This is a genomic window from Nocardioides nanhaiensis, from assembly GCF_039542785.1.
In the GTDB taxonomy this organism is placed as follows: Bacteria; Actinomycetota; Actinomycetes; order Propionibacteriales; family Nocardioidaceae; genus Nocardioides; species Nocardioides nanhaiensis.
In genome coordinates this window covers 35,336-61,121 of record NZ_BAABIM010000001.1, presented here as the reverse complement: position 1 = coordinate 61,121, position 25,786 = coordinate 35,336, and the positions used below count along the sequence as shown (strand labels likewise).

Sequence of the window (25,786 nt, the reverse complement as noted above, 5' to 3'; positions counted from 1 at the left end):
GCGACGCTTCGCGCCAGATCTTGCGAAATGGCTACCCGGGGGGCACAAAATGATCAGGGTGGGCTAGACCATCCGTCGCCGGAGCCTCGTGGATTGGTCTGTCGGGGTGCCCGGGTGTCAGGCTCCTCGGCCCGTTCCTCGGCTCGGCCCGCGCTCAGTCCGCAGAGATCTGGCGGCGGAACTCGGTGCGCTTCTCGTGCAGCTCCCACAGGTGGTCGGCCAGCACGGCGGGGTCCTTCTCGTCGTCGCCCTCGATGATCTGCCCGCCGATGATCAGCTGCGAGACGGCGATGCCCTCCTCGCCCAGCACCTCGTGCAGCAGCTCGGCGTAGGCGGCCTGGCCGGCGAAGGCGATCGACGTGCCGGTGACGTTGCGGCCCGGCGTGACGGCCGAGCCGCCGTTGACGAACAGGATGGTCCCGCGGTTCTCGCCCAGGAAGCGCATGCCGGGCACGACGGCGTGCACGGCCGCAACCGGGCCGTAGATGGAGAACTCCACCGGGCCCACCAGGTCGGCGGGCGTGGTCTCCAGCACCGGCCGCATGAAGTCCTTCTGGGGGAGCGGGCTGTACTGCAGCACCTCGATCGGGCCGAGCTCCTGGGTGGCGCGCTCCAGCGCCCGCGCGAGCGAGTCGGGGTCGCGCACGTCGGCCGCGAAGCCGCGCGCCTGGACGCCGTCGGCCTCCAGGTCGGCTGCCAGCGCGTCGAGTCGCCCCTGGTGGCGCGAGAGCAGCGCCACGGCGAAGCCCTCCTTTCCGAAGCGCCGTGCCACGGCGGCTCCCAGACCCTTGCCGGCACCGATGATCGCGATCGTCGTCATGGTGGGCCGTTACCCGGTGCGGCGGTGATTCATCGCGCGCCATCGATGTGGGCGTCGACTCAGCCGGGATCCACCGATTGTCGGCGTCGCGAGCGCCGCCAGGAGGGTGTGATGGCAAGGCGCCATCGCGCTCGGCAGACTGGGCGTCTCTCAAGCGGTGGCAACGCCGTCAGCGCGCCCTCATGGTGGCGCGCAGCAGGCGAGAATCGGCGGATCCAGGCTCAGCGGCGCAGGTCGAGGTCGGGCAGCTCCTCGGGGAACGGGGGGTCGTCCACGGCCTGCTCGGTGGGGACGTCGAGGTCGAACAGCCGCAGCTCGGTGGAGCCGACGGCGTACAGCCACCCCGGGGCGCCGTCGTTCCACAGCAACCGCTCGGCCGGATAGGTGGCGTGCTCGTCGAGGACCAGCTCTCCGTCGCCCGCCCAGCTCCACACCAGCACGGCCTCGCCCGGCTCGGCGGCGAGCGCGAGCCTCACCTCGTCCGGCCCGTAGGTGAGCGCGGTCGGCCGAGCCGGCACGGGACGCTCGGCCGAGAGCGTCCCGTCCCCCGCCTCCCGGACCTGCACCTGCTCCGCGCTCACGGTCACCACGCGCGTGCCCGCCGGTGACCACGCCACCCGGCTCACCTGCTCGTCCTCGGTGGCCGGCTCCTCGCCCAGCACGAGCACGGTGCGCCCGGTCCGCACGTCCACCAGCGTCGGGGCCGACCCCTCGGCGGCGACCAGCAGTTGCGCGCCGTCAGGGGAGACCGCGACGTCGAGGACCTCGCCCGGCGAGACGACCGCGTGCCGCTGCGCCAGGGTGCGGGCCTCCAGCACCAGCGTCGCGTCGGCGGTGACGACCACGAGCGTCGAGCCGTCCGCGGACGTCGCGAGCGACTCCACGGGGGCCTCGGTGCGCAGCCGCTCGACCTCGCGACCCGTGTCGGGGTCCTGCAGCAGCAGGCCCTGCTCGTCGTCGGAGGGCGACGTGGGCGTGACCAGCAGGTGGTCGGCGCCGCGTGGAACCCACGCCGTGGCAGTGCTGCCGGGCAGCACGCCCTCGAGATCGTCGTTGCGCCACAGGCAGACCCACTCGGTGTGGCAGGGCACGGCCACCCGGAAGCCTGCGGCGTCGACCGAGGCGCCGGCGGGGTCCAGCACCTCGCCGGGGGTCGGCACGGCAACCTCACCGGGGGCGGTGGTGGTGGCGTCGGGTCCTCCGCTGCACGCAGTCAGCAGCGCCGTCAGCAGGGCGCTGCACGCGGTCCGTGCTCGCAGGGTGGCCATGCCCCCTGGTGTGCCCGTCAGCGGACCGGTGGAAACGCCGTCAGGGTGCCGGACGACGGGCGTGCACGCGCTCGACGATGCCCAGGCGCAGGCGCTCGGTCTCCACGACCTCGAAGCCGGCGGCGCGCACCAGCGGCAGCTGGCGGCGGGTGAACCACTCGCCGGCCACCCGCACGGTGACCCGCTCCACGAGCCACTGCACCGCGCGCACCGGCGGCCAGGTGCTGACGACGTGGTCGAGCAGCAGCAGGCTGCCGCCCGGGCGCAGTACCCGGTGCATCTCGGCCAGGGCCGCCGCCGGGTCGGGGATGCTGCACAGGCCCAGCGCGCACACCGCGGTGTCGACGCTGGCGTCGGGCAGCGGCAGCGCAGCCGCGTCACCCTCGAGCAGCTCGACCTCGCGGCCGAGCTCGGCGGCACGCTCGCGCGCGAGCCCCAGCATCCGTGGGCTGAGGTCGACGCCGACCAGCTGCACGTCGCCGGGGTAGAGCGGCAGGTTGGCGCCGGTGCCCACGGCCACCTCGAGCACCCGGCCGCGAGCACGCTGCGCCAGCCACGGGCGGCCGCCGTCGAAGAGGCGGCGCTCGAGGAGCGCCATCGAGCGGTCGTAGCGCGGTGCCGCGGCGTCCCAGACCTCGCGCTGTTTCTCGGTCGCCTCGGAGAGCTGGCGCGGTGTCGGTCGGCGCCGGGGCGTGGACGGCATGCCCGGCACTCTCCCAGGACCAGGCGCCGGTGTCATCGCCACGCACGGCGTCGGCGGCAGGCTGGGCTCGGTCGGCTCGGTCGTCCGTAGAAGTGGGGACACGTTCGGTCCGCGAGCCACCGCGCCACGCCTGGCTCCTGTCCCCCGGAGGCAGACGTGTCCCCACTTCTACGACGCATCCCGGCCGGTGCGCGGCGATGCGGGCTGATGAGGGCGGGGTGGGGTCAGCTGGTGGGCAGCACCGGCGCGAGGTCGGTGAAGCCGCCGCCGTTGACCACGTCGGTGACGCCGAGGTCAGCCAGCTGCTGCACCACACCTGCCGCGCGCCGTCCGGAGGCGCAGTAGACGACGTAGGCGGCCTCGGGGTCCAGGGCGTCCAGCCGGACCGTGAGGTCGGTGGAGGCCGAGTCGATGTTCACCGCTTCGGCCAGGTGCCCCGCCGCGAACTCCTCGGGGGTGCGGACGTCGAGCAGCACGGCGCCGTCGGCCACCGCCGCGGCGGCCTGCGCCGGCGTGACGACGACAGCCGCGCCGTCGGCGGCGGGGCTGCTGGCCGTGGCGGTGCCCGCCTCGTCGCCACCACCCAGCAGCCCGGAGGCGCTCTGCCACGTGGTGTAGGCGGCCACCAGCACCAGCAGCACCGCGAACCCGCGCGTGAGCTGCCGGGCGGGCAGCCGGTCGGCCACCCGCTTGCCGACCAGGGTGGCGATCATGGCCGCCAGGGTGAACGGCACGACCACGCCCCAGTCCAGGTGGATGCCCGCGCCGACGCGCGCCAGCAGGGAGCTGGCGGAGTTGAGGGCGACCACCAGGAGCGAGGTGCCGACCGCCACCTGCATGGGCAGGCGGAGCACCAGCACGAGCGCGGGCAGGATCACGAAACCGCCGCCGACGCCGAAGAAGCCGGTGAGCAGGCCGACGCCGGCCGCCGCGGCCACGACCGCGGTCCGCGAGGCCCGGGTCCGGGACCCGGACTGCACCTCGGTGCGCTCGAGGACCGGGGCGACGGCACCACGCGGACCCGCACCGCCGGCGGCCGGGTGCGGGACCGGGGTGGCACCGCCCGGCACGTCGTCCGCGGGCGTCGGGCGACCACCGAGCATCGCCGCGGCAGCCACGAGCATCAGCGCCGCGAAGCCGAGCAGCAGCAGGTCGGCGTCGACGCGGTGGTTGGCCCAGCTGCCCAGGAGTGCGGCGGGCAGCCCGACCAGCCCGAAGACCAGGCCGGTGCCCCGGCGCACCCGGCCGGCGGCGAGGTAGGAGGCGGCGCCCACGAGCGCCGTCAGCCCGACGATCACCAGGCTGCCGGTCGTGGCGGTCTGCGCCGGCTGGCCGACCACGTAGACCAGGGCCGGGACGGTGAGGATCGCGCCGCCGCCCCCTAGCCCGCCGAGGACCGCGCCGATCAGCAGGCCGAGCGCCAGCACCAGGAGCAGGTCCATCACACGCTCCCCGGGCCGCCACCGGGCGCCTGCACCGGAAGCCCCGCCGCCTGCCAGGCCTGCATGCCACCGGTCATGTTGACGACGTCGTGCCCCGCCGCGGCCAGGACGGTCGAGGCCTTGCCCGAGCGGTTGCCCGAGCGGCACACGGCCACGATCGGCTCCCCCACGGGCAGCGACGCGGGGTCCAGCTCAGCCAGTGGCACGTGGCGCGCCCCGGGCGCGTGCCCGGCCTCCCACTCGGCGTCCTCGCGGACGTCGAGCAGCAGCACGCCCTCGGCAGCCAGCCGTGCCGCCCGGTGGACGTCGATCTCCGGCACGGCGGGCGGCCCCTGGGGCGGGGTGGACGAGTGGGCCGCGCTCATCGGTCGGCCCCCGCGGTCGCGCGGTCGGAGACGGTGAGGGAGACCCGGTCGCCGCCGGCGAACTCGGTGAGCAGGCTGAAGCGGTCGCCGCGCACGAGGGTCTGGCGCCACTCCACAGGCCGTCCGCGCAGCTCGCCGGTGCGTTCCATGGCCAGGGCCGCGGTGTCCTGGCCGATGCCGAGCAGGACCCGCTCGGCGGGGGTCGGCACCACGGCCCGGACGCGCTCGCGACCTCCCGTGAGGCGCACCCCGCAGCGCCGATCCAGCTCGTCGTAGAGGGAGGTCTCGGTGAAGTCGGCCTCGAGCAGCGGCGCCGCGAGCCGGGCGGGCAGCCAGACGCGGTCCATGGCCAGCGGCTCGTCGTCGGCCAGGCGGATCCGCTCGAGGTAGACCAGCGGCGTCGACTCCTCCAGGCCGAGCCTCGTGGCGACCGTGCCGTCGGCGCGGGCGTCCAGCGCCCGCACCAGGCTGCGCTGGGCGTGCCCGGAGTCTCGGACCGAGGAGAAGAGGCTGTAGAGAGCGCCGTGCGGCTGGGCGATCTCGTCGGCACTCACCCGCGGGGCCCGCCCGCGGCCCGCCTCGACCAGGCCGGACTCGCGCAGCGAGCGCAGCGCCTGGCGCACGGTGTGCCGGCTGACGCCGTACTCGGCGACCAGCGCCATCTCGCCCGGGAAGGCGCTGGCGAACTCGCCACGGCGCAGGCGCCGCTCGACGTCGGCCCGCACCTGGGCCCACAGCGGCAGGGCCGAGCGCCGGTCGATGCCGGCGGCGGGCGGAAGGTCTGCGGGAGGCATGGCTCGAAATGTACGGACATAAACCGTGACTGGCAAGCGTTGAGGCTTGCCGTGCGCCCCCCGGAGGCGTACGGTCCCACGAAATGTACGGACATCCGTACGGACAAGGAGAGAACGTGCTCACCATCGAGGTCCTCGACACCAGCGACCTGGGCGACCGCAGCTACGTGGCCCACGACGGCGCGCAGGCCGTCGTCGTCGACCCCCAGCGCGACATCGACCGTGTGGAGGCAGTGCTCGCCGAGCGCGGGCTGCGCTGCGTGGCGGTGCTGGAGACACACATCCACAACGACTACGTCACCGGCGGCCACGAGCTGGCCCGGCGCACCGACGCCGCCTACGTCGTCAACGCCGCCGACCCGGTGGCCTTCGAGCGCGAGCCGGTGACCGACGGCCAAGTACTCACCCACGGCCGGATGCGCATCACCGCACTGGCCACGCCCGGCCACACGGTGACGCACCTGGCCTACTACCTGGAGGACACCGCGGGCGAGACGGACCCCGCGCTGTTCTCCGGCGGGTCACTGCTCTTCGGGTCCGTGGGCCGCACCGACCTGGTCGACGCCGACCGCACCGAGGAGCTGACCCGGGCGCAGTACCACTCCGCCCGGCGACTGGCCGAGCTCCCGGGCGAGACGCGGCTGTTCCCCACCCACGGCTTCGGGAGCTTCTGCTCCTCGGGCTCCGCCTCCGGGGGCGAGGCGTCGACCATTGCGCAGGAGCGCACCCGCAACGACGCGCTCACCGCGACCGACGAGGACGCCTTCGTCGAGACGCTGATCGCCAACCTGACCGCCTACCCGGCCTACTACGCGCACATGGGGCCGCGGAACCTCGCAGGCCCCGGCCCCGTCGACCTCAGCGCCCCCGAGCCGGTCGACCCCCAGCAGCTGCGCCGGCGCATCGACGCCCACGAGTGGGTCGTCGACCTGCGCACCCGCACGGCCTACGCGGCCGAGCACCTGCGCGGCAGCATCGGCATCGAGCTCGGCACCCAGTTCTCGACCTACCTCGGCTGGCTCATCCCCTGGGGCTCCTCGCTGACCCTGGTGGGTGACAGCGCCGAGCAGGTGGCCCAGGCCCAGCGTCAGCTGGTGCGCATCGGCCTCGACCGGCCCGACGGCGCGGCCGTGGGCACCCCGCGAGAGCTCGCGACCGGACCCGCCGACCTCGCGTCCTACCGCGTCGTGTCCTTCGAGGACCTCGCCGCCGTCCCGGACGCGGAGCGAGCCGGGTTCACCGTGCTCGACACCCGTCGCGACGACGAGCGCGCCCAGGGCGCGATCCCCGGCTCGGCTCACATCCCCCTGCACGCGCTCCTCGAGCGGCTCGACGAGGTGCCCGACGGACCGCTGTGGGTCCACTGCGCGAGCGGCTACCGCGCCTCGATCGCCGCCAGCCTGCTGACACGCGCCGGCCACGAGGTCGTGCTGGTCGCCGACGATTTCTCGGCCGCGGAGGAGCTGGGCCTCGTCGCCGAGCCGAGCTAGAACGGAACGCCGCTGCGGTCGGCGAGGGCGCCGGCATCCAGCAGTCGCGACCACCGCCCACGCCGCGCGGGTGCGGGGGGCTCCTCGGGCTGCTCCCCGTCCTCGGCCTGCTCGAGGTGCGGCGGGAGCGCGTCGGTGCTGCTCACCCGTCCATGAGAACCCGCCGGCCGGGGCGCCCCCGACCACGTCTCGCCACGTGGGCGGCGCAGCACGCCGACCACGATCCACCGACGACTTGCCATAACCCCCCAGGGGGTTGTTAACCTTCATTCATGGAACCCCCCTGGGGGTTATTCGCAGAGGAGAACAATGACCACCACCGCCGAGCGCGCGGCCGACCACGGCCCCGACGCCGCCCCGCACCGCTCCCACCAGCCCGGTCGCTCCGGCCCGCTGGGCCGCCTGGGTCTCTGGGTCGACGACCACCGCCGCCTCACCGCCGCCGTCTGGGTGCTGCTGGTGGTGGGACTCGGGATCTTCGCGCCCAAGGTCGAGCACAACCTCTCGGGAGCCGGCTGGCAGGCCGACGGCTCCGAGTCCGTCGCCGTCCGCGAGGCCGCCCAGACCTACTTCGGCGGCAACGCCAGCTCCGCCATCCAGGTAGTCGTGCAGGCCGACGAGCCGCTGACGAGCGCCCGCGGTCAGGAGGTGCTCGCGGAGGTCATGACCACCCTCGAGGCCGACCCGCGCATCGCCCAGGTCTTCGCACCGCAGCCGGGTGTCACGGTGACCGAGGATCTCCGCACGGCGGTCGTGCTGGCCGGCGCGGGGGCCGACACCAACGAGATGGTCCGTGCCGCCGACGATCTCAAGGGCCCGCTCGGCGAGCTCTCCGGCGACGGCGTCGAGGTCAACCCCACCGGAGCCTCGCTGCTCTGGTCGGACTTCAACGAGGCCAACCTCGACGCCATGCTCAAGTCCGAGATGATGTCGTGGCCGGTGACGATGGCCATCCTGGTGCTGGCCTTCGGCGCCCTCGTGGCCGCGGGCCTGCCGCTGCTGCTGACCCTGGCCGGCCTCGTCGCCTCCGCCGGTTCGCTGGTGCTCATCAACGAGCTCGTCCCGGTCTCCATCTGGGCGATGAACTTCGCGATGATGTTCGCGCTGGCGCTCGGCATCGACTACGCCCTCTTCCTCGTGGTGCGCTACCGCGCCGCGCGGATGGGCCGTGGGCTGGCGCCACGCGCGGCGATCGCCGAGACCATGGACACCGCCGGCAAGGCGGTGCTGCTCTCCGGCCTGACCGTGCTGATCTCGCTCTCGGCCGTGATGGTGGTGCCCTCACCGTCCTTCCGGTCGATGGCGGGCGGGATCATGCTCGCGGTGGTGTTCGTGCTGGCCGCCACACTCACCCTCCTGCCACTGGTGCTGCTGAAGCTGGACCTGCGGATCAACAAGCTGGCGCTGCCCTGGGTGAAGACCGGAGAGCACCGCTCTGCCCGGTTCGCCGCCTGGGGTGAGCGTCTGTGGCGCCGGCCCGTGCTGTTCGGTGCCGGCTCGCTGGTGCTGCTCGTGGCGCTCGCCGCCCCGATCATCGGCCTCTCCACCGCCATGCCCTCGATCAAGGTGCTCCCCGAGGACGCCAGCGCCCGCCAGGGCTACGACCAGGTGCAGGCAGCCTTCGGCGAGGGTGCCCCCGGCACCCTGCAGGTGATCACCGACAGCGGCGACGCCCCCGCCGTCGCGCAGGCCCTCGCCGCCGACCCCGGCATCGCGGGCGCCATGCCGCCCCAGCCCTCGAGCGAGGGCTCCGGCGCGGGAGCCGACCAGGTGCTCATCCAGGCCGTGCCGACCGTGGACCCCTCCGACCCCGAGCTCTCCACGACCGTCGACCGGCTGCGTGCCGAGCTGCCCGAGTCGGCCCTCGTGGGCGGCGCGGCCGTCGAGAACCTCGACCTCAAGACGCAGCTGGACGACTCGACGCCGCTCGCGATCGGCATCATCCTGGTGCTCGGCTTCCTGCTGCTGCTCGTGGCGCTGCAGGCACCGCTGATCTCGCTGCTCGGCACGCTGGCGAGCCTGCTCTCCACCGCGGCCGCGTTCGGCGTCGCCCGGCTGATCTTCCAGGAGGGCTGGGGTGCCGGGTTCTTCGGCTTCGAGTCCCAGGGCTTCCTGGACGCATGGGCGCCGATCTTCTTCTTCGCCATGATCTTCGCCATCGCCATGGACTACACCGTCTTCCTGCTGGCCTCGGCCAAGGAGCACTACGAGCGCAGCGGCGACCCGCGCGAGGCCATGGTGGGCTCGCTGGCCCACTCCGGTCGGGTGATCTTCGCCGCCGGCGCGGTGATGGTGGCGGTGTTCTTCACCTTCGCGCTCTCCGGCCCGCTGCCGCCCAAGGAGATGGGCATCATCCTGGGCATCGCCGTGCTGCTCGACGCCTTCCTGGTGCGCCTGGTGCTGCTGCCGGTGCTGCTGCGCCTCACCGGCCACGCCGCCTGGTGGAGCCCCGCCTGGCTACGCCGGGTGCTGCCCACCATCACCTTCAGCCACGGCTGACCCCTCCGGTCCGTCCTACCCACCCGATCCGAACCCGACACCGAGGAGAACCCGATGTGCCGTCCCGTCCGTTGCAAGAAGTGCCAGAAGACCACCTGGGCCGGTTGCGGCCAGCACGTGGCGCAGGTCAAGGCCCGGGTGCCCGCCGGCGAGTGGTGCGGCGGGCACGAGCCCGACCCGAGCGCCGGCTTGTTCCAGAAGCTCACGGGGCGCGCGTGAGGCCCGTGATCGGCTGACGGGACGCCGATGCGGTCAGCCCTGCTCGACGTCGGACCCCGGCAGGTGCGGCGGCAGCAGCACCGTGACCCGGGTTCCGAGGCCGAGGCGCGAGTCGATGCCCAGGTGACCGCCGTGCCGCTCGACCAGCGCGCGGGCGATGGCCAGGCCCATCCCCGCTCCCTGCCGGTCGGACTCCTGCGCCTCCGGTGAGCGGAAGTAGGGCTCCTGGACGTGCGGCAGGTCGCGCGCCGCGATCCCCACACCACGGTCGAGCACGCGCAGGACGACGCCGCCGCGGTGCGGCCGCACCTCCACCACGACGGGGGAGCCGGCCGGGGAGTACTTCAGTGCGTTCTCGACGAGGTTGTCGACCAGCAGGCGCAGCTGCGAGCGCACCGCCAGCACCGGGGCGGGCCGGGAGCCGAGCACCGTGACCCGCGATCTCCCCGCCGCGGCGACGGACTCCGCCTCGGTCACGACGTCGCGAGCCAGTCGCTGCAGGTCCACCACCTCGGGGACGGCCGGTGGTGCCAGCCCGGCCAGCGCGACCAGACGCTCGCCGGTGGCGACGAGCGCCTCCAGCGCGCGCTCCGCGGCACGCACCGCGTCGACCTGCTCCTGCGCCAGCTGGCCTCCACCGGCCACCAGCTGGAGCTGGGCGGAGACCGCCATGACCCGGTTGCCCGGCTCGTGGGCCAGCCCGAGGTGCTCGGCCTCCCACGGTGACGCCGGCCTCGCAGCCCACGAGCGCGTGGGAGGACGGCGGGAGCTGCGTCGTACCACCGGCTCCGGGAGCTCCGGGAGCTCCGGGAGCTCCGGGAGCTCCGGGGGATCCGCGTCGGGAGCGGCACCCTCGCTCGACGGCGGTGGCACGCGGTGGCACGCGGTCATCGGTGATCCTTCCGTCGTCCACTGGCAGGCGTCGCCTCACGGTACGGTTCGGCCCTTCACCTACCGGACGGTCCAGATGTGAAAGTTCACTGGTGGCCCAGATGACGCCTCCCTTCGCGGACGCCCGGCCCGTGCGGCCGCGGGCGGGCGAGCGCCGTGCGCCCACGACGGCCTTCAGTGAGCTGCTGGACGAGGCGCTGCGGGCTCGCGCGGTGACGCTCACCTGGGTCCGGGACCGGCTCGCCGCCGAGGGCCACCGCACGAGCCTCACCTCCCTCTCCTACTGGCGCAGCGGGCAACGGGTCCCCGAGCGGCAACCCTCGCTCGACGCCGTGCGTGCGATGGAGAGCCTGCTCGGCCTGCCGGCCGACCACCTGCTCTCCGCTCTCCCGGCGGTGCGCAGACCGGGGCCGCCCGGACCGCTGGTCGACTTCGTGGACCTGGTGGACCCACCCCAGGACCCCACCGCCGAGGAGTCCGCCACGCTGGCCACCTTCGGGTTCGAGGGCGCGCACCGCCGACAGCGCGTGACGCTCGCGCACCTGGTCGTCGACGTCGACGAGCACGGTGACGACGTGCGGATCAGCGCCCGCACCGCGATCCGAGCCATCGTCGAGGGACTGGAGAGCTACTCGATGGGCCTCGGCGGTCTGACCGAGGGAGAGACCGCCGCGCTGCTGGAGGTGCACGGGGCGCGCGTCGGCCGGGAGGCCCACCTGTCCTCACTCGGCGTCCAGGCCTGGCTGCTCGACCTCGACCGCCCGCTGCGCGTCGGTGAGAGCCACGTCATCGAGCACGCGCTGCGCCTGCCGCCCACCCGGCACCAGCACGTGGAGTACTACGCCGAGCAGCCCGTGCGCGAGCTGATGCTGTGGGCGCGCTTCGACGCACGGCGACCGCCCGCCTCGGCGGAGGTGTACGAGGTGAACGACGGCGAGGAGACCGCCACGCCGCTCGACGTCCACGGCCTGTGCTCCCTCAGCACGATCCGGCACGGCTTCGGGCCGGGCACGCTCGGTCTGCGCTGGAGCTGGTGAGGGCTACTGCGCCCAGGAGGTGCGGCCGTCGCCGGTGATCGGAAGCGGATCGCCCGGGGTCACCCGGGGCTCCACGGTGGCCTCCCAGAGTCCCCGCACACGCGCGAGCAGCTCGCGGGCGGTGTGGCTGCCGTCGTCGGTGGCGAGTCCCTGCACCTCCAGGCCGGCGGCCACGCCGAGGTCGACGGCCCGGGCGGTGTGGAAGCCCTGCGTCACCACCACCGCGGACTCGACCTCGAAGACCTCGCGGGCGCGGCGCATCGTGTGCCAGGTGCTGAACCCGGCGTAGTCGGTGAACACGTCCTCGGCCGGCACCCCGGCCGCGAGTGCGGCGTCACGCATCGCGTCGGGCTCGTTGTAGGAGGGATCCCCGTTGTCGCCGGAGACCAGGATCTTCTCCACGGTGCCGGCCTCGTGCAGCGCGACGGCGGCGTCGAGGCGCTCCTGCACGACGTCGCCGAGCGAGCCGTCGGGCCGCACCAGCGACCCCGGCACGATCGCCACCTGCGCGGGCCGGACGGCGTCCGGCTCACGCACCACCTGGTCGCCGGTGCGCAGCACGACGACGAGGTTCGAGACCACGACAGCCCCGCCCGCCAGCACACCGAGTGCGGCCAGCAGCAGCACCGGCCAGCGTCGAGACCTCACGCCTCGAGCGTAGCGGCGCTCCGGTCAGGCAGAGGCAGCGTCGGGCACCAGTTCGGAGAGCAGTGCTCGCACCCGCTGGTCGATCTCGTCGCGGATGGCGCGCACGGCGTCGGCGCCCTGGCCCGAGGGGTCGGCGAGCGCCCAGTCCTCGTAGCGCTTGCCGGGGAAGATCGGGCAGGCGTCGCCGCAGCCCATGGTGATGACGACGTCGGAGGCGGCGACGTCCTCGGTGAGCAGCTTCTTGGGGAGGTTCTGGCTGATGTCGATGTCGAGCTCGGCCATCACCTCTACCACGGCCGGGTTGACCGAGTCGGCAGGTGCGGAGCCGGCCGAGCGCACGTGGACGCGACCCTGGGCGTGGTGGTGCAGCAGCGCGGCGGCCATCTGGGAGCGGCCCTGGTTGTGGACGCACACGAAGAGGACCTCGGGGGTGGTGGTCACGCGGATGTTCTCCTGTTCGGCAGCGAGGCGGACGAGCTGGTCGCGGGCGATGCGCCCGGTGAGGATGGGCAGGTAGGTCTGGATGCGGGCCTGGTCGCTGATCCGGTCGAACGCGTCGCCCACGTGGGCCCGCACGGTCTCGGGGCCGAAGACGCCGGCGAACATCGGGGCGAGGTCGGCGGCGATGCTGTCGAGCAGCGAGTCCACGCCCGGCGGGCGCGGGACCCGGGTGGCGGGCGGGGTGTCGTGGGTGGTCACGGTCGTGCCTCTCGGTCGGCGGGCCAGCGGGATGAGGGGTCAGGTGCGGCTGCGGGTGGAGCCGTCGGCGTAGAAGCGACGGCGGGCCCACAGCGAGACGTAGACCAGCGCCACGAGCACCGGCACCTCGATCAGCGGGCCGACCACGCCGGCCAGCGCCTGGCCGGAGGTGACCCCGAAGACGCCGATCGCCACCGCGATGGCGAGCTCGAAGTTGTTTCCGGCGGCGGTGAAGGCCAGCGTGGTGGTGCGCTCGTAGCTCATCCGCAGCGCCATGCCGAGGGCGAAGGAGCCGGCCCACATGAGGCCGAAGTAGGCCAGCAGGGGCAGGGCGATGCGAGCGACGTCGAGGGGCTGGTTGGTGATGGTGTCGCCCTGGAGCGCGAAGAGCACCACGATGGTGAACAGCAGGCCGTAGAGGGCGGTGGGACCGATCTTGGGCAGGAACGTGCCCTCGTACCACTCCCGACCGCGCGCCCTCTCGCCGAGCGTGCGGGTCAGGAAGCCCGCCAGCAGGGGGATGCCGAGGAAGATCAGCACCGAGACGGCGATCTGCCACACCGAGATGTCCAGCCCGCCGCCGGCGGCGTCGTCCTCCAGGCCGAGCCAGCCGGGCAGCAGCTCGAGGTAGAACCAGCCGAGGCCGGCGAAGGCGATGATCTGGAAGACCGAGTTGATGGCCACCAGGATGGCCGCCGCCTCGCGGTCGCCGCAGGCGAGGTCGTTCCAGATCAGGACCATCGCGATGCAGCGCGCGAGCCCGACGATGATCAGGCCGGTGCGGTACTCGGGGAGGTCGGGGAGCATCAGCCAGGCCAGCGCGAACATCAGTGCGGGGCCGAGCACCCAGTTCAGGACGATGGAGGCCACGAGCAGGCGTCGGTCGGCGGTGACGTTGCCCAGCTCGTCGTAGCGCACCTTGGCGAGCACCGGGTACATCATCACCAGCAGGCCGATGGCGATCGGCAGCGACACCGACCCCACCTCGACGGCGGCGAGCGCCTCGTCGAGGCCCGGGACCAGGCGGCCGAGGAGCAGACCCCCGACCATCGCGACGATGATCCAGACGGGCAGGAAGCGGTCGAGGGTCGAGAGCCGCTGCAGGACCGCCGCGTCCTGCGGGTGCTGGGAGGCCTGGGTCGGGGCGCTCACGCGGGCACCCCGGCGTCGGCGAAGAGCGAGAGCATGGCGGCCATCGCGGCGGGGCGGGCACGGTAGTAGACCCAGACCCCGCGCTTCTCTCGGTCGAGCAGACCGGCGTCGTGGAGCACCTTGAGGTGGTGACTGATCGTGGGCTGGGAGAGGTCGAAGGCGGGCAGCAGGTCGCAGACGCACGCCTCGCCGCCCTCGTGGCTCAGCACCAGCGAGAGCAGCCGCAGCCTCACGGGGTCGGCGACGGCCTTGAGCAGCGGCGCCACCTGCTCGGCGTCGGCGGCACTCATCGGCTCGCGGGCGAGCGGGGTGCAGCAGGCCAGCGGGTCGTCCGGGTCGCACCCGGCTCCGGCAGACATCGACATGCGTCGATATTGACAGGTATCTATCTCTATACGCAACCAGGGCCGATAGTCCGCAGCAAAGTGGTCGTCGCGAGGCCCGGATGACGACCAGTTTGCTGCGGACTATCGGCGAGGATGGGGCAGCAGCCGCGGCACGACGCGCAGGTAGACGAGCATTCCCACGAGCTCGACCAGGGTCTGGGTGACGACGACGAGCGGCACCAGGGCCAGCTCCGCGGGCAGGGCGAGCGCGATCGGCAGCACCACGAGCGAGTTGCGGGTGGCGCCGCTGAAGACGAGCGCGCGACCGGCGCCGACGTCGAGCCGCGCCAGGCGCGCGACCAGCAGGCCGAGCGGCGCCATCACCACCAGGAAGCCCGCGTAGATCGGCACCACCGGCAGCAGCTCGGGCAGCCGGTCGTCGACCGCCCCCGCCTGGGAGGCCACGACGACGGCGAGTGTCGCCACCATGAGGGGGACCATCGCCGCGCCCGACCACCCCTCCCAGCGGCGGGACGCGCGGGCCGCGGACCCCTCGCGCGCGGAGAGCACCTGCACGAGCACGGCCAGCGCGAGCGGCGCGAGCACCAGCAGCACCAGCGCCTCGACGAGCGGGCCGGCCAGCGCACCGGTGCTCACGACCTCGCTCAGCTGGGGACCGAGCAGCAGCACCAGGGCGGGGGGCAGCAGCACCAGCTGCAGGAGCATCAGCAGCGGGGCGGCGGCCAGCAGACGCTCGGCGGCACCGCCGGCGAGCCCGGCGAAGACGATCACGTAGTCGATGCACGGTGCGAGCAGCACCAGCAGCACCCCCACGAGCAGCGCCGGCTCGCCGGCCACCACGCGGCTGAGCGCCAGCACCACGAGCGGCACCACCGCCAGGTTGAGCACCAGCAGCGCCGTCAGGAAACGTAGGTCGCGCAGGGCGGATCCGAGGCGGTGGAAGGGGACGGCCAGGAAGGTCGCGTGCAGCAGCGCGGCGAGCACCGGCGTGATGGCGACCTCGAGCCGGTGGGCGCCGGGCACCCCGACGCCGATCGCCAGGCCGGCGGCGATCGCCAGCACGTAGAGCGCCACCTGGTGGCGCTCCAGCCAGGCGACGGCAGGGGACGCCACCGCCCCGCTCATGCCAGCCCGAGGTCGTCGAGCACCTCGGCGACGGCGTCGCGGGCGGTCCGGCCGACGCCGATCAGGGTGGCCGACGCCGGGCCGGTCCAGTCCCCGTAGCCCAGCAGGTGCAGCCGCGGCTCCTCGGCGCTGCGGGTCCCGCCGGGTGGCTCCGTGCGTACCGGGTGGCGTCCACCGCGCAGCTGCAGCGGTGCCAGGTGGGCCAGGGCCGGGCGGAAGCCCGTGCACCACAGGACGACGTCGAGCTCACGCCGTGTTCCGTCCGGCCAGACGGCTCCCTCGGGGGTCAGCCGCTCGATCATCGGCTCGGCGTGCAGCACGCCGCGCTCGCGCGCCTCCAGCACCGAGGCCACCATCACGATGTCGCCGAGCCCACCGACGCCGGCCTCCGCGCCCTCGTCCCACCGCCCACCCTGCTGCACGGCGCGCGTGCGCCGGGTGGCCGCCTGGAACAACACCCGCCCGTCCACGTCGTCGGCCATGAACCGCGGCGGACGGCGGGTGACCCAGGTGGTCTCGGCCACGGTGGAGACCTCGGCCAGCAGCTGGGCGGCGGTGTTGCCGCCGCCCACCACCAGCACGCGCCGGTCGACGAACGGCCCGGGCTCGCGGTACTGCGCGGCGTGCAGCTGCTCGCCGGCGAACTCGCGCATGCCGGGGACGGCCGGCCAGAACGGCCGGTCCCAGGTACCGGTTGCCGAGATCACTGCTCTCGCGCGGTAGGTGCGCTCTGCCGTCTCGACCAGCAGGGGTCTGTCGGGACCCTCGCCGTCGGACCGCACGGCCACCACGCGCGCCGGTCGCACCAGCGGGAGGCGGTAGCGCTGCTCGTACTCGCCCAGGTAGTCGCGCACGTGCGCGGCGCTGGGGTAGCCCTGGGTCGGCGGCATCTGCCACCCGGGCAGGGAGGAGTAGCCCGCCGGGGAGAACAGGCGCAGGCTCGGCCACATGCGCGGCCAGGCCCCACCCGGCTCCTCACCAGCGTCGAGGATGACGAAGTCACGAGCCGGCTCCAGCCCGGCACGCTGCAGGTAGAACCCTGCCGACAGGCCCGCCTGGCCGCCCCCGATGACGACGACCGGCAGGTCTTCCGACACCTCGTGTGATTCTACGAGAGCGGTGCTCACGCGTTGTCGGGGCGGCGTCGCTCGAGCAGCACGGTGTCGCGCCACACGCCGTCGAGCTGCGCGATCCGCGAGCGCACGGCGAGGGTGCGGTACCCGGCGGCGTGGTGCAGCGCGAGGGACGCGCGGTTCTCCGGGAAGATCGTGCTCTGCAGCGTCCAGAGCCCACCGGCGTCGGCCTCGGTGACCTGGCGGTGCAGCAGGGCCTTGCCGACGCCGCTGCCGCGGGCCTCGGCCGCCACGTAGAGCGCGTTCTCCACGACGCCGGCGTAGCAGGCGCGAGGGCTCACCGGTGAGAGCGTCGTCCAGCCGACCAGCTCGCCCGCGCGCTCGGCAACCCAACGGTGCTCGGGCAGCCAGCTGCGGCCGAGGTCGGCGAGCGCGGGCACCTGGGTCTCGAAGGTGGCGTTGCGGGTGGCGATGCCCTCGGCGTAGATCTCGCGCACGCGGGGGCGATCGGCCTCGGTCATGGCGCGGGTGCTGACGTCGGCCGGGAGGTCCTCGGGGCAGCACGGCGGCGTGGCGAGCGCGCCCATCACCACGTCGGCGGCGTGCGGCAGGCCCGTGCAGCAGGCGGCGTTGACCGAGACCACCGACGCCGTCCCGACCTTGTCGACGGCCACGAAGCCCACCTCGGCCAAGCGGCGCACGTGGTGGGAGGCGGTGGCCTGGCCGATGCCGAGCAGCTGGGCGAGGTCGCCGATGCGCAGGCTGCCAGACGGCGCCGTGGCCACGGCGTGCAGCAGCCGCACACGGGTGGTGTCGGCCAGGGTGGCGAACCAGGCGGCGTAGGTGGCGGCGGCGTCGCCGTCGAGGACGGCGGGCTGCGGGGCGGTGTCGGCGGTGTCGGTGGTGTCTGTGGTCGCGATCGGCACCCGGGCAGACTACCGCGGCTACATCGATCTGCGTCGATGGTTGCGCGGTGACGATCCGGTGCCCTACGGTCGGGCCACTTGATCGACCGCCATCGATGAAAGGTTCTGAGATGACGCTGACCCCCACGCCCGAACAACCCCTGGTGGTCATCGGCGCCGGCCCCGTCGGCCTGGCCGCCGCCGCGCACGCCCAGGCCCGGGGCCTGCCCACCCTGGTGCTCGAGGCCGGCCCGGACGCCGGCTCCACCGTGCGCGCGTGGGGCCACGTGCACCTGTTCTCGCCGTGGTCGGAGGTGGTCGACCCCGCGGCCGCCGCGCTGCTGGCCACCACCGGCTGGACGGCCCCCGAGCCGTCGTCCTACCCCACCGGCCACGACTGGGCCGATCGGTACCTGACGCCGCTCGCGGCGGCGCTGCAGGAGACCGGCCAGGTGCAGGTGCGCCACGGCCACCGGGTGGTGGGGGTGACCCGCGCCGGCCGTGACCGGCTGGTCGACTCCGGTCGCGAGCAGGCACCGTTCACCGTGCTGGTGCAGACGTCCGCCGGTCTGGAGCGCCACCCGGCCTCCGCCGTCGTCGACGCCTCCGGCACCTGGGGCACGCCCAGCCCCCTGGGAGGCGACGGGCTGCCCGCCGTCGGCGAGGCCGAGCACGCCGCGCGGATCACCTACGGCATCCCCGACCTGGCCGACCCCGTCGTCCGGGCCCGCTTCGCCGGCCGGCACGTGGCCGTGGCCGGCACCGGCGCCTCGGCGCAGAACGTGCTGGTCGGCCTGGCCGGGCTCGCCGGGGAGGGCACCACCGTCTCCTGGCTGGTGCGTCGCGCCGCTGCCGACGACGCCTTCGGGGGCGGCGACGCCGACCAGCTGGCCGCCCGCGGCGCGCTCGGGAGCCACGCCCGCGAGGCTGTCGAGAGCGGGCCAGTGCGCGTCGTCACCTCGTTCCGCACCGCCGCCGTGGACTCCGAGCCGGGGAGCACGCTGCGGCTGACCGACCTCGGCGGGCAGGTGCTCACCGGGGTCGACGAGGTCGTGGTGGTCACCGGCTACCGCCCCGACCTGACGATGCTGGGCGAGGTCCGCCTCGACCTGGACCCCGTGCTCTCCGCGCCCAGCCGGCTGGCTCCGCTGATCGACCCCAACGTGCACTCCTGCGGCACCGTCTACCCGCACGGTGCCGCTGAGCTGGCGCAGCCCGAGGAGGGGCTCTACCTGGCCGGGATAAAGAGCTACGGCCGGGCCACCTCGTTCCTGGCGATGACCGGCTTCGAGCAGGTGCGCAGCGTGGTGGCCGCGGTCGCCGGCGACCATGAGGCCGCGGCCCGCGTGGAGCTGGTGCTGCCGGAGTCCGGCGTCTGCGGTGGATCCGGCACCTTCGACGGCGACCCGGCGGTCGGCGTCGAGGGTGGCTCGGAGGGCGGGGGCTGCTGCGCGCCGGCGCCGGTGCTCACGTCGTCCACCCGCTGACGCCGGCAGCCCGCCCGGTCAGCCCGCGACCTGCACCTCGCGCGGTCGGCGCACCATCAGCGCCACCAGCACCGCGGCGGCGGAGATGACCCCGCCCCACAGGAACGCCGCGTGGACGCCCTCGGCCAGACCCTGCACGGGGTTGGTGCCCGAGGAGATCGCCGCGGTGGACTGGCGCGTCATCACGGTCACGAACAGGGCGGTGCCGGCGGCGCCGGCCACCTGCTGCACGGTGCCGACGATGGCGCTCCCGTGGGAGTAGAGGTGCTGGGGCAGGGAGCCGAGAGCGCTGGTGAGCAGCGGGGTGAACATGAAGGCCAGGCCGATGCTCAGCAGCACGTGGACGGCGATGACCGTGCCGCTCGTGGTCTGGGCGTCGAGGTTGGTCGCCATGAGCCAGAGCGCCACGCTGGCGAGGGCGGCGCCGGGTGCGACCAGCGGACGAGGGCCCACCCGGTCGAAGAGCCGGCCGACGAACGGCGCCAGCACGCCCATGGTCAGACCGCCTGGCAGGAGCAGCAGACCGGTGCGCAGCGTCGAGAGGCCCAGCACGTCCTGCAGGTAGATGGGCAGCAGGATCAGCGTGCCGAAGAGCGCCATCATGCTCACGGCCACGAGCAGCACCGCCACGCTGAAGGTGGGTGTGCCGAAGGCGCGCAGGTCGAGCAGGGCCGCGGAGCGCAGCCGCAGCTGACGCCGCACGAACAGGGCCAGGGCGACGGCGCCGACCGCGACGGGCACCCACGGCGCGACCGGGGTCTCGCCAGCGGCAGCCTCGCCGATGCTGGACAGGCCGTAGATCAGGCCGCTGAACGCGACGGCGGAGAGCAGCACCGAGGGCACGTCGATCGGCACGCGCTGCGGCTCGGTCACGTTGCGCACCCAGGTGGCGCCCAGCGCGAGGGCGAGCACGGCGATCGGCAGCACGAGCCAGAAGATCCAGCGCCAGCTGAGCTGGTCGAGCACGATGCCGGAGATGGTCGGCCCGACGGCCGGCGCGACGGAGATGACGATCGAGATCGTGCCCATCATCTGCCCGCGGCGCTCGGCCGGGACGATGGTGAGGATCGTGGTCATCAGCAGCGGCATCATCAGGGCGGTGCCCACGGCCTGGATCACCCGGCCGGCCACCAGGACCTCGAAGACCGGCGCGGTGGCGGCGGTCAGCGTGCCGAGCGTGAAGCTGCTCATCGCGAGCACGAAGACGGTGCGCAGCGGCAGTCGGGTGAGCAGGAACCCGCTGATCGGGATGACGACGGCCATCGTGAGCAGGAAGGCCGTGGTGAGCCACTGCGCGGTGGCGGCGGTGACGCCGAACTCCGCCATGAGCTGGGGCAGCGCCACGCCCATGATCGTCTCGTTGAGGATGACGACGAACGCTGCGCCCACGAGCAGGGCGATCAGGCGACCCGGCCGCTCGACGACGGGGCCGCGCGATGCCCCGGGGGCGTCCGCGGTCGGCGGGCTGGTCGGGCTGGCCGGGCTGGTGCTCGTGGCGGGGCTGGACACGCGTGCTCCTGGGGGTGCTCGGGACGGACGGGCGGATCGACGGCGCTGCTGCTGCGTGGGACAGCCTGCGCCATCGTGACAGTGACTGCCAACACGGCGGTGTCCGCCGCTATTCCCGTCCGCCGGTCTAGGATCGACGACGTGCCTGAGACCGCCGTGCCGTCCGTCGCGCCGTCCGCCGGGCCCGCCGAGCCGGGCCTGCGCGAGCGGCGCCGTCGTCAGACCGAGCGCGAGATCAGCGACGTCGCCCTGGACCTGTTCGAGTCGCGGGGCCTGGACCACACCACCGTCGACGAGATCGCGGGCCGGGTCGGTGTCTCGCCGCGGACCTTCTTCCGCTACTTCGCCACCAAGGAGAGCGCGGCGCTGCTGGGCAATGCCGACCTCGAGGAGCGGGTGGGCACGATGGTCGAGGCGACCCGCCCCGAGCAGCCGTTGCTGCCGCAGCTGGAGGTGATCTGGCGCGAGGTCCTCCGCGTCATCGCCGAGGGCGAGGAGGGCACCCGGCTGCTGCGCGTGCGCCGGCTGATGCAGCACGAGCCCTCGCTGCGCCTGGCCGGTCTGCAGCTCGACGAGGAGCGGGTGTCGGCGCTGGCGTCACGCCTGGCCCAGATCACCGGACGGCCCGACGACGACGTCCGGCTCGTCGTCGAGCTGGGCAGTGCCGTGGTGCGTCACGCCCTGGACCGGTGGGCCACGGCCGCCGAGCGGGACGAGCACCTCGACCTGCTAGCCGCCTACGAGGCTGCGTCGACCGCGGTGCGAGCCGAGCTGGCGGCTGGGCGCTAGCCGGCTAGGACCTGCCGCGGTCGAGCTCGCCGAGAGACTGCGGTACTCGTTGAAGTCGTCGAGGGGCACGCCGCCGAGCTCCGGCTCGCGCACCACGTCGGGGACACGGCGAGCGCGGCGGTCACGACCAGGGTCCTGCGGCGCGGCACGGCGGACACCCTGCCCGCGGTGGTGCGGCGCCCTCGATCCTCGGGCTCCGCCATCGCCCAGCCTTGCTCAGCCCTCGGTCAGCACTGTCCCGCGGGGGCGCGCCGTCCACAGCTCGCGCACGGGTCGGGGCCAGCAGAGCGCAGCCAGGACGACCGCGCCGGCGAGCACCCACCAGGCTCCGGGCCCCCCGGTCGCCGCCTGGTCACGCTCGTTCCACCCCTCGGCCAGCTCGACCAGCCAGGTCGTGCGGAGCGCCATCCAGGCCCCGCCCAGCAGCAGCACGACCGAGGAGATCCGCAGCGCGAGGGCACCGCGCCGCCCGAGCGACCCACCCATCAGGAGCGCGCACAGGTACATCGCCGTCACGGTGGCGAGCACGACGACGGTCAGCATCGCGGCTGGCACCAAGGCGTTCGCGCCACCGCCGTCGGTGAACCCGTGGTCGATGCCCTCCTGCCAGAGCGTGCCGGGGGTCTCGGTCACGGTGCCGGTCGACGTCTGGATGACCATCACCGGGATCACCAGCGAGAACCCCAGCACCAGCAGGGTCAGGGTGGCGAGGGCCGCGACGAGTGCTCGGCCGACCTGCGCGACCGTGGGTGCGCCGGTCACCTCGGCGCGGCGGGGCGTCTGGTCGGGCGACTGCGGGAGCGACATGGCTCGGATCGTGCCCCGGTCACGCGCCGTCAATCCTGGTGGTCCGGACCGGGCCGCGACGGCGGGGCGATGCCTCGCGGTCACCGGGACCACCGATCGCCGGCGTCGGTGGCTCGCCGGAGGCCGTGGCGAGTCGCGCCCGGTCCCTGCGGGTCCGCTCGCCCTGCCGCGCACGGTAGGAGGCGCTGCTGTTCTCGTGCGGGAAGGGCACGGCGGGGACGGGCAGCCCCAGGGCACGACAGACGGGCGCCCACGCGTCCCCGGGCTGCCACTCGACCAGGCGGCCCGGCGCCACCCCCTCGCGCACCTGTGCCAGCCACCGGTCGTAGCCGGACACGAGCTGGTCGTGGTCGTCGATGTCGGGGCAGACCCGGTCGAAGAGCACCTCGAACAGCGCGACCAGGGGGTCCGCCCGGCTGCGCCGCCGCAGCTCGCGCGTGCGCGGGAGGACGGTCGCCGCCATGCTGCGGTACCAGAGCTCGGCGTCGCCCCGGTGCGAGAGCAGGACGGGAGCGTCGGGGTAGGCATCGGCCAGCTCGCGCCAGCACAGGGAGAACGGGGCGTCCACACCGGCCGCGTACCCGGCGAGGAACGACTCCCAGTCCGGCGGCCTCCCGGCGATCGCGTCCACCCAGGTGGCCGCGTGCTCCGGGTGCGCGAAGACCTCGCTCATGTGGTAGGTCGGGGCGTCGAGCAGATGACGCAGACCCTCCCGCAACGACGACGTACCGGTGCGCGGGAGGCCGGCGCCGATGAGGCGCAGCCGCGGACGCGTGCCCCTAGTGCGCCATGTCGACGAAGCGCGAGTAGTGACCCTGGAAGGCCACCACGATGTCGCGGGTGGCGCCGTTGCGGTGCTTGGCCACGATCAGGTCGGCCTCGCCGGGGCGGGTCGACTCCTTCTCGTAGACGTCGTCGCGGTGCAGCAGGATCACCATGTCCGCGTCCTGCTCGATCGAGTTGTGCGCGGCGATCCCGTCGACGACGAAGTTGTGCGTCCCCAGCACTGTCGCGTCGTAGACGGCCTCCTCACCGGCTGGCTCCACCGACACGATGGCGTCCCAGAAGACGTCGTTGGTGGCCAGCACGTCGAGGTCGGCGTCGTCGAGCACCTCGGCCACGCGCGACAGCCGCTGGCGGCTCGGGGCGTGCTTCCACATGGTGCTGCCACCGAAGGAGGTGCCCATGCGCGAGGGCAACTCACGGTGAGTGACCCCCTGGTCGGAGAGCAGCGACTTCACGCGGGTCCAGACCTCCACGGGGATCGTGTCGAGGTTCGTGTTGGGCCGCACGTCGCGCAGCACCTCGGCCAGGCGCTCCGCCTTGCGGCCGCGTGCGCCGTGGACACCGATGTCATCCAGGAACCGCAGCTGGTTCTCCGACCCGACCACATCGAGGTGCCACCCGTCGCGGTAACCCTCCTTGGTCGTGCGCTTGATCCGGGTGAAGACGTTGAAGCGCAGCAGGAGTCGCGCCAGGTCGTCCACCAGACGTCGGCTCGTGGAGGCGTAGTAGACCCGACCGCCGCGTCGCTTCTCGTCGATGTACACACTGCCGTCAGTGGCCCAGATGTGACGCACGAACAGGGCGACCTGCTTCTTCGAGAGGCCGAAGACCCAGTCGGGGACGAACTTCTCGTGGCTTCGCAGGCCGAAGAGCGCGTCCTGGTCCAGCCACGCGGCGATGGGGTTGCGCTTGCCGTGAGTGAGCCGGAAGGGAGCCGGCAGCCGCAGCGTCGTCACCCGTGCCGCGGGGTACTCGTCGCGCACCGGTGTGATCCCGAAGAGGCGTTCGGCGGCACCTCCGACCGCCGCCAGGTTCTCCTCGTCGATGGACGCGTAGCGGATCGGCTGGCGCTTGACGAAGGAGCCGTCGCCCAGCATGTGCGCGAGCAGGACCACCTCGTCGTCGTCGCGCTGCGCGACCTGGAGCGGCGGCGGGACGTGTCGCAGCGACCCGATCCGTGAGCCTGAAGTGAGCTCTGCCAGCGGGACCCATCCGTCGTAGGTCAGGAACTTGTGGTTCGACGTGGCTCGGATGCGCCGGCCGGATGCGAGCGTGAGGTCGAAGACCGGCTTGGTGCCGGAGGGGAAGGCGTGGGTCAGCGTGCGGGGCACGAGCTTGAGCCGGTCGTCGAGGGACCACACAGGAATCTCACGGACGTCCTGGGCCATGAGCTCGCCGAGGGTGATCTCCGCGTTGGTGTCCGCACGCATGAGGCGCGTGTCCGCACTCAGGCAACCCGATTCGCGCAGGTCGCTCATCATCGGCCGCTTGTCGCCGCGCTGCTCGGGGCCACGGTTGAGCTGGGAGAGCGCGATGATCGGGATCTCCAGCTCCTTGGCCAGCAGCTTGATCTGGCGGGAGAACTCCGAGACCTCCAGCTGGCGGGACTCGACCTTCTTGCCCGAGCTCATCAGCTGCAGGTAGTCGATCACCATGAGCTTGAGGTCGTGGCGCTGCTTGAGGCGCCGTGCCTTCGCGCGGATCTCCATCATCGTCATGTTGGGCGAGTCGTCGATGAACATCGGCGCCCCGGAGACCTTGGCCATGTGGCGGGCCATCTTCTCCCAGTCGGCATCGTCCATCTTGCCGTTGCGGATGTGGTTGAGCGGCACCTTCGCCTCGGCGGAGAGCAGGCGCATGGTGATCTCCGAGCGCGTCATCTCCAGGCTGAAGAACGCGCTGGTCAGGTTGTTCTGGATCGAGGCTGCTCGACATAAGTCGAGTGCCAGAGTCGACTTACCCATGGCCGGGCGCGCCGCCACGATCACCATCTGGCCCGAGTGCAGACCGTTGGTGAGGTCGTCGAGGTCGGCGAAGCCGGTGGGGACGCCGTAGAGGCCGGCCTCTCGGTTGCCGATGGCCTCGATCTCGTCGAGGACGCCGTCCATGATGTCGGAGAGCGGGACGTAGTCCTCCGAGGAGCGGCGGTCGGTGATCTGGTAGATCTCGGCCGAGGCCCGGTCGACGATGTCGTCGACCTGACCCTCCCCCGCGTAGCCGAACTGGGCGATCTTGGTGCCGGCGTCGACCAGGCGACGCAGGATCGCCTTCTCGCGCACGATGTGGGCGTAGAACTCCGCGTTGGCCGCGATCGGCACGTTGGCGGCCAGCGTGTGCAGGTACGGCGCCCCGCCGATCTTGTCCAGGCTGCCACGCCGCTGCAGCTCGGCCGCGACGGTGATCATGTCGACCGGCTCGCCGCGACCGAACAGGTCGATGATCACGTCGTGGACGGTCTCGTGCGCGGGGCGGTAGAAGTCGTTGCCGCGCAGCACCTCGGAGACGTCGGCGATGGCGTCCTTGGAGATGAGCATCGAGCCGATCACCGACTGCTCGGCGGCCATGTCCTGCGGCGGGGTGCGGTCGCCCGGACCGCCTCGCGGCGCCTCGCCCGGTGCGTACGCCGCCGGCCCGTCGCCCCAGCCGTCGAGGGAGGCGTCGTAGGCCGGACCCTCCTCGGGCGGAGGGAAGCGGGTGTCGGAGTCGGCGACGCTCACGGTGGGGCACTCCCGGGCTGGTCGGTGGGTGGGGGGTCTGGTCGTGCCGCTGACGCTAGGCGCGACCACCGACAGTGCGATCTGGTCGTGCTGGCCGCCGGTGGGGGCAGGGTCGTGCCAAGGTCAGGCCGTGACCGTAGGTGCCCGGCGGCCCCCGGGGACAGCCCGTTGTGCACAGGCTCTGTGGATAACTCGGAGTGACAGGTGGACGACG

At 73.3% G+C, this 25,786-nt stretch carries 25 protein-coding genes; 6 read left to right on the top strand and 19 right to left on the bottom strand.

Annotation, left to right across the window (positions count from 1 at the left end):
- Window positions 1-154 precede the first annotated feature (154 nt).
- From ABD948_RS00275 to ABD948_RS00250, 6 genes are all read right to left on the bottom strand, one after another.
- Window positions 155-820, bottom strand: a complete 666-nt coding sequence (locus ABD948_RS00275; protein ID WP_345262033.1) for an SDR family NAD(P)-dependent oxidoreductase — start codon at window positions 818-820, stop codon at window positions 155-157.
- A 221-nt stretch (window positions 821-1,041) separates the two neighbouring features.
- A complete protein-coding gene (locus tag ABD948_RS00270) occupies window positions 1,042-2,088 on the bottom strand; it encodes a WD40 repeat domain-containing protein (RefSeq protein ID WP_345262032.1) in 1,047 nt (348 codons plus the stop codon).
- Between the two features lie 40 nt (window positions 2,089-2,128).
- On the bottom strand, window positions 2,129-2,791 hold the full coding sequence (locus ABD948_RS00265) for a class I SAM-dependent methyltransferase (protein WP_345262031.1): 663 nt from the start codon (window positions 2,789-2,791) through the stop codon (window positions 2,129-2,131).
- A 224-nt stretch (window positions 2,792-3,015) separates the two neighbouring features.
- A complete protein-coding gene (locus ABD948_RS00260) occupies window positions 3,016-4,233 on the bottom strand; it encodes a TSUP family transporter (protein WP_345262030.1) in 1,218 nt (405 codons plus the stop codon).
- Window positions 4,233-4,598 (bottom strand): rhodanese-like domain-containing protein, encoded by a 366-nt coding sequence (locus ABD948_RS00255; protein WP_345262029.1) that lies wholly within the window; start codon window positions 4,596-4,598, stop codon window positions 4,233-4,235. The genes ABD948_RS00260 and ABD948_RS00255 overlap by 1 nt, the downstream gene beginning before the upstream one ends.
- Window positions 4,595-5,392 (bottom strand): GntR family transcriptional regulator, encoded by a 798-nt coding sequence (locus ABD948_RS00250; protein WP_345262028.1) that lies wholly within the window; start codon window positions 5,390-5,392, stop codon window positions 4,595-4,597. The genes ABD948_RS00255 and ABD948_RS00250 overlap by 4 nt, the downstream gene beginning before the upstream one ends.
- Before the next feature lie 116 nt (window positions 5,393-5,508).
- Between ABD948_RS00250 and ABD948_RS00245 the strand changes: the two genes are divergently transcribed.
- The gene (locus tag ABD948_RS00245) at window positions 5,509-6,882 is read left to right on the top strand and encodes an MBL fold metallo-hydrolase (protein WP_345262027.1); all 1,374 of its coding nucleotides are present in this window, start codon (window positions 5,509-5,511) and stop codon (window positions 6,880-6,882) included.
- On the opposite strand, the gene ABD948_RS00240 is transcribed toward ABD948_RS00245, so the two are convergent.
- A complete protein-coding gene (locus ABD948_RS00240; protein ID WP_345262026.1) occupies window positions 6,879-7,028 on the bottom strand; it encodes a hypothetical protein in 150 nt (49 codons plus the stop codon). The two genes, ABD948_RS00245 and ABD948_RS00240, sit on opposite strands and share 4 nt — an antisense overlap.
- Before the next feature lie 163 nt (window positions 7,029-7,191).
- Here ABD948_RS00240 and ABD948_RS00235 point away from each other — a divergent pair, with 163 nt between their 5' ends.
- Both ABD948_RS00235 and ABD948_RS00230 read left to right on the top strand, forming a co-directional pair.
- Complete coding sequence (locus ABD948_RS00235; RefSeq protein WP_345262025.1) at window positions 7,192-9,381, top strand: MMPL family transporter; 2,190 nt, start codon at window positions 7,192-7,194, stop codon at window positions 9,379-9,381.
- Between the two features lie 54 nt (window positions 9,382-9,435).
- Window positions 9,436-9,600 carry a hypothetical protein gene (locus tag ABD948_RS00230; protein WP_345262024.1) on the top strand — a complete coding sequence of 55 codons (165 nt, stop codon included), beginning with the start codon at window positions 9,436-9,438 and terminating at the stop codon, window positions 9,598-9,600.
- 33 nt (window positions 9,601-9,633) lie between these two features.
- On the opposite strand, the gene ABD948_RS00225 is transcribed toward ABD948_RS00230, so the two are convergent.
- Window positions 9,634-10,491, bottom strand: a complete 858-nt coding sequence (locus tag ABD948_RS00225; RefSeq protein WP_345262023.1) for a sensor histidine kinase — start codon at window positions 10,489-10,491, stop codon at window positions 9,634-9,636.
- A gap of 101 nt (window positions 10,492-10,592) precedes the next feature.
- Between ABD948_RS00225 and ABD948_RS00220 the strand changes: the two genes are divergently transcribed.
- Window positions 10,593-11,528 (top strand): hypothetical protein, encoded by a 936-nt coding sequence (locus tag ABD948_RS00220; RefSeq protein ID WP_345262022.1) that lies wholly within the window; start codon window positions 10,593-10,595, stop codon window positions 11,526-11,528.
- Window positions 11,529-11,531: 3 nt separating this feature from the next.
- Here the strand turns inward: ABD948_RS00220 and ABD948_RS00215 are convergent, their stop codons facing one another.
- From ABD948_RS00215 to ABD948_RS00185, 7 genes are all read right to left on the bottom strand, one after another.
- Entirely contained in the window at window positions 11,532-12,176 is a 645-nt protein-coding gene (locus ABD948_RS00215) for a SanA/YdcF family protein (RefSeq protein ID WP_345262021.1), read from the bottom strand.
- 24 nt (window positions 12,177-12,200) lie between these two features.
- Window positions 12,201-12,875: an arsenate reductase ArsC gene (locus ABD948_RS00210; RefSeq protein WP_345262020.1), complete on the bottom strand. Its 675-nt coding sequence runs from the start codon at window positions 12,873-12,875 to the stop codon at window positions 12,201-12,203.
- Window positions 12,876-12,914: 39 nt separating this feature from the next.
- Complete coding sequence (arsB, locus tag ABD948_RS00205; protein WP_345262019.1) at window positions 12,915-14,027, bottom strand: ACR3 family arsenite efflux transporter; 1,113 nt, start codon at window positions 14,025-14,027, stop codon at window positions 12,915-12,917.
- Window positions 14,024-14,392: a metalloregulator ArsR/SmtB family transcription factor gene (locus tag ABD948_RS00200; protein WP_345262018.1), complete on the bottom strand. Its 369-nt coding sequence runs from the start codon at window positions 14,390-14,392 to the stop codon at window positions 14,024-14,026. The genes arsB and ABD948_RS00200 overlap by 4 nt, the downstream gene beginning before the upstream one ends.
- Before the next feature lie 102 nt (window positions 14,393-14,494).
- Entirely contained in the window at window positions 14,495-15,487 is a 993-nt protein-coding gene (locus ABD948_RS00195; protein WP_345262017.1) for an arsenic resistance protein, read from the bottom strand.
- Window positions 15,488-15,495: 8 nt separating this feature from the next.
- Window positions 15,496-16,596, bottom strand: coding sequence for an ArsO family NAD(P)H-dependent flavin-containing monooxygenase (locus ABD948_RS00190; RefSeq protein WP_345262016.1), 1,101 nt, complete (start codon window positions 16,594-16,596; stop codon window positions 15,496-15,498).
- 26 nt (window positions 16,597-16,622) lie between these two features.
- Window positions 16,623-17,498 carry a GNAT family N-acetyltransferase gene (locus tag ABD948_RS00185; RefSeq protein ID WP_345262015.1) on the bottom strand — a complete coding sequence of 292 codons (876 nt, stop codon included), beginning with the start codon at window positions 17,496-17,498 and terminating at the stop codon, window positions 16,623-16,625.
- A 110-nt stretch (window positions 17,499-17,608) separates the two neighbouring features.
- On the opposite strand from ABD948_RS00185, the gene ABD948_RS00180 reads away from it, so the two are divergent.
- Window positions 17,609-18,964: an FAD-dependent oxidoreductase gene (locus ABD948_RS00180; RefSeq protein ID WP_345262014.1), complete on the top strand. Its 1,356-nt coding sequence runs from the start codon at window positions 17,609-17,611 to the stop codon at window positions 18,962-18,964.
- An 18-nt stretch (window positions 18,965-18,982) separates the two neighbouring features.
- On the opposite strand, the gene ABD948_RS00175 is transcribed toward ABD948_RS00180, so the two are convergent.
- Window positions 18,983-20,473, bottom strand: a complete 1,491-nt coding sequence (locus tag ABD948_RS00175; RefSeq protein ID WP_345262013.1) for a DHA2 family efflux MFS transporter permease subunit — start codon at window positions 20,471-20,473, stop codon at window positions 18,983-18,985.
- A gap of 141 nt (window positions 20,474-20,614) precedes the next feature.
- Here ABD948_RS00175 and ABD948_RS00170 point away from each other — a divergent pair, with 141 nt between their 5' ends.
- A complete protein-coding gene (locus ABD948_RS00170; protein ID WP_345262012.1) occupies window positions 20,615-21,262 on the top strand; it encodes a TetR family transcriptional regulator in 648 nt (215 codons plus the stop codon).
- A 216-nt stretch (window positions 21,263-21,478) separates the two neighbouring features.
- On the opposite strand, the gene ABD948_RS00165 is transcribed toward ABD948_RS00170, so the two are convergent.
- Genes ABD948_RS00165 through ABD948_RS00155 form a run of 3 tightly spaced genes read right to left on the bottom strand, consistent with a single transcriptional unit; the run spans window position 21,479 to window position 25,572 of the window.
- Complete coding sequence (locus ABD948_RS00165) at window positions 21,479-22,069, bottom strand: hypothetical protein (protein ID WP_345262011.1); 591 nt, start codon at window positions 22,067-22,069, stop codon at window positions 21,479-21,481.
- Between the two features lie 19 nt (window positions 22,070-22,088).
- Window positions 22,089-22,823 carry a sulfotransferase family protein gene (locus ABD948_RS00160; protein ID WP_345264429.1) on the bottom strand — a complete coding sequence of 245 codons (735 nt, stop codon included), beginning with the start codon at window positions 22,821-22,823 and terminating at the stop codon, window positions 22,089-22,091.
- A 25-nt stretch (window positions 22,824-22,848) separates the two neighbouring features.
- The gene (locus tag ABD948_RS00155; protein WP_345262010.1) at window positions 22,849-25,572 is read right to left on the bottom strand and encodes a replicative DNA helicase; all 2,724 of its coding nucleotides are present in this window, start codon (window positions 25,570-25,572) and stop codon (window positions 22,849-22,851) included.
- Between the last annotated feature and the right edge of the window lie 214 nt (window positions 25,573-25,786).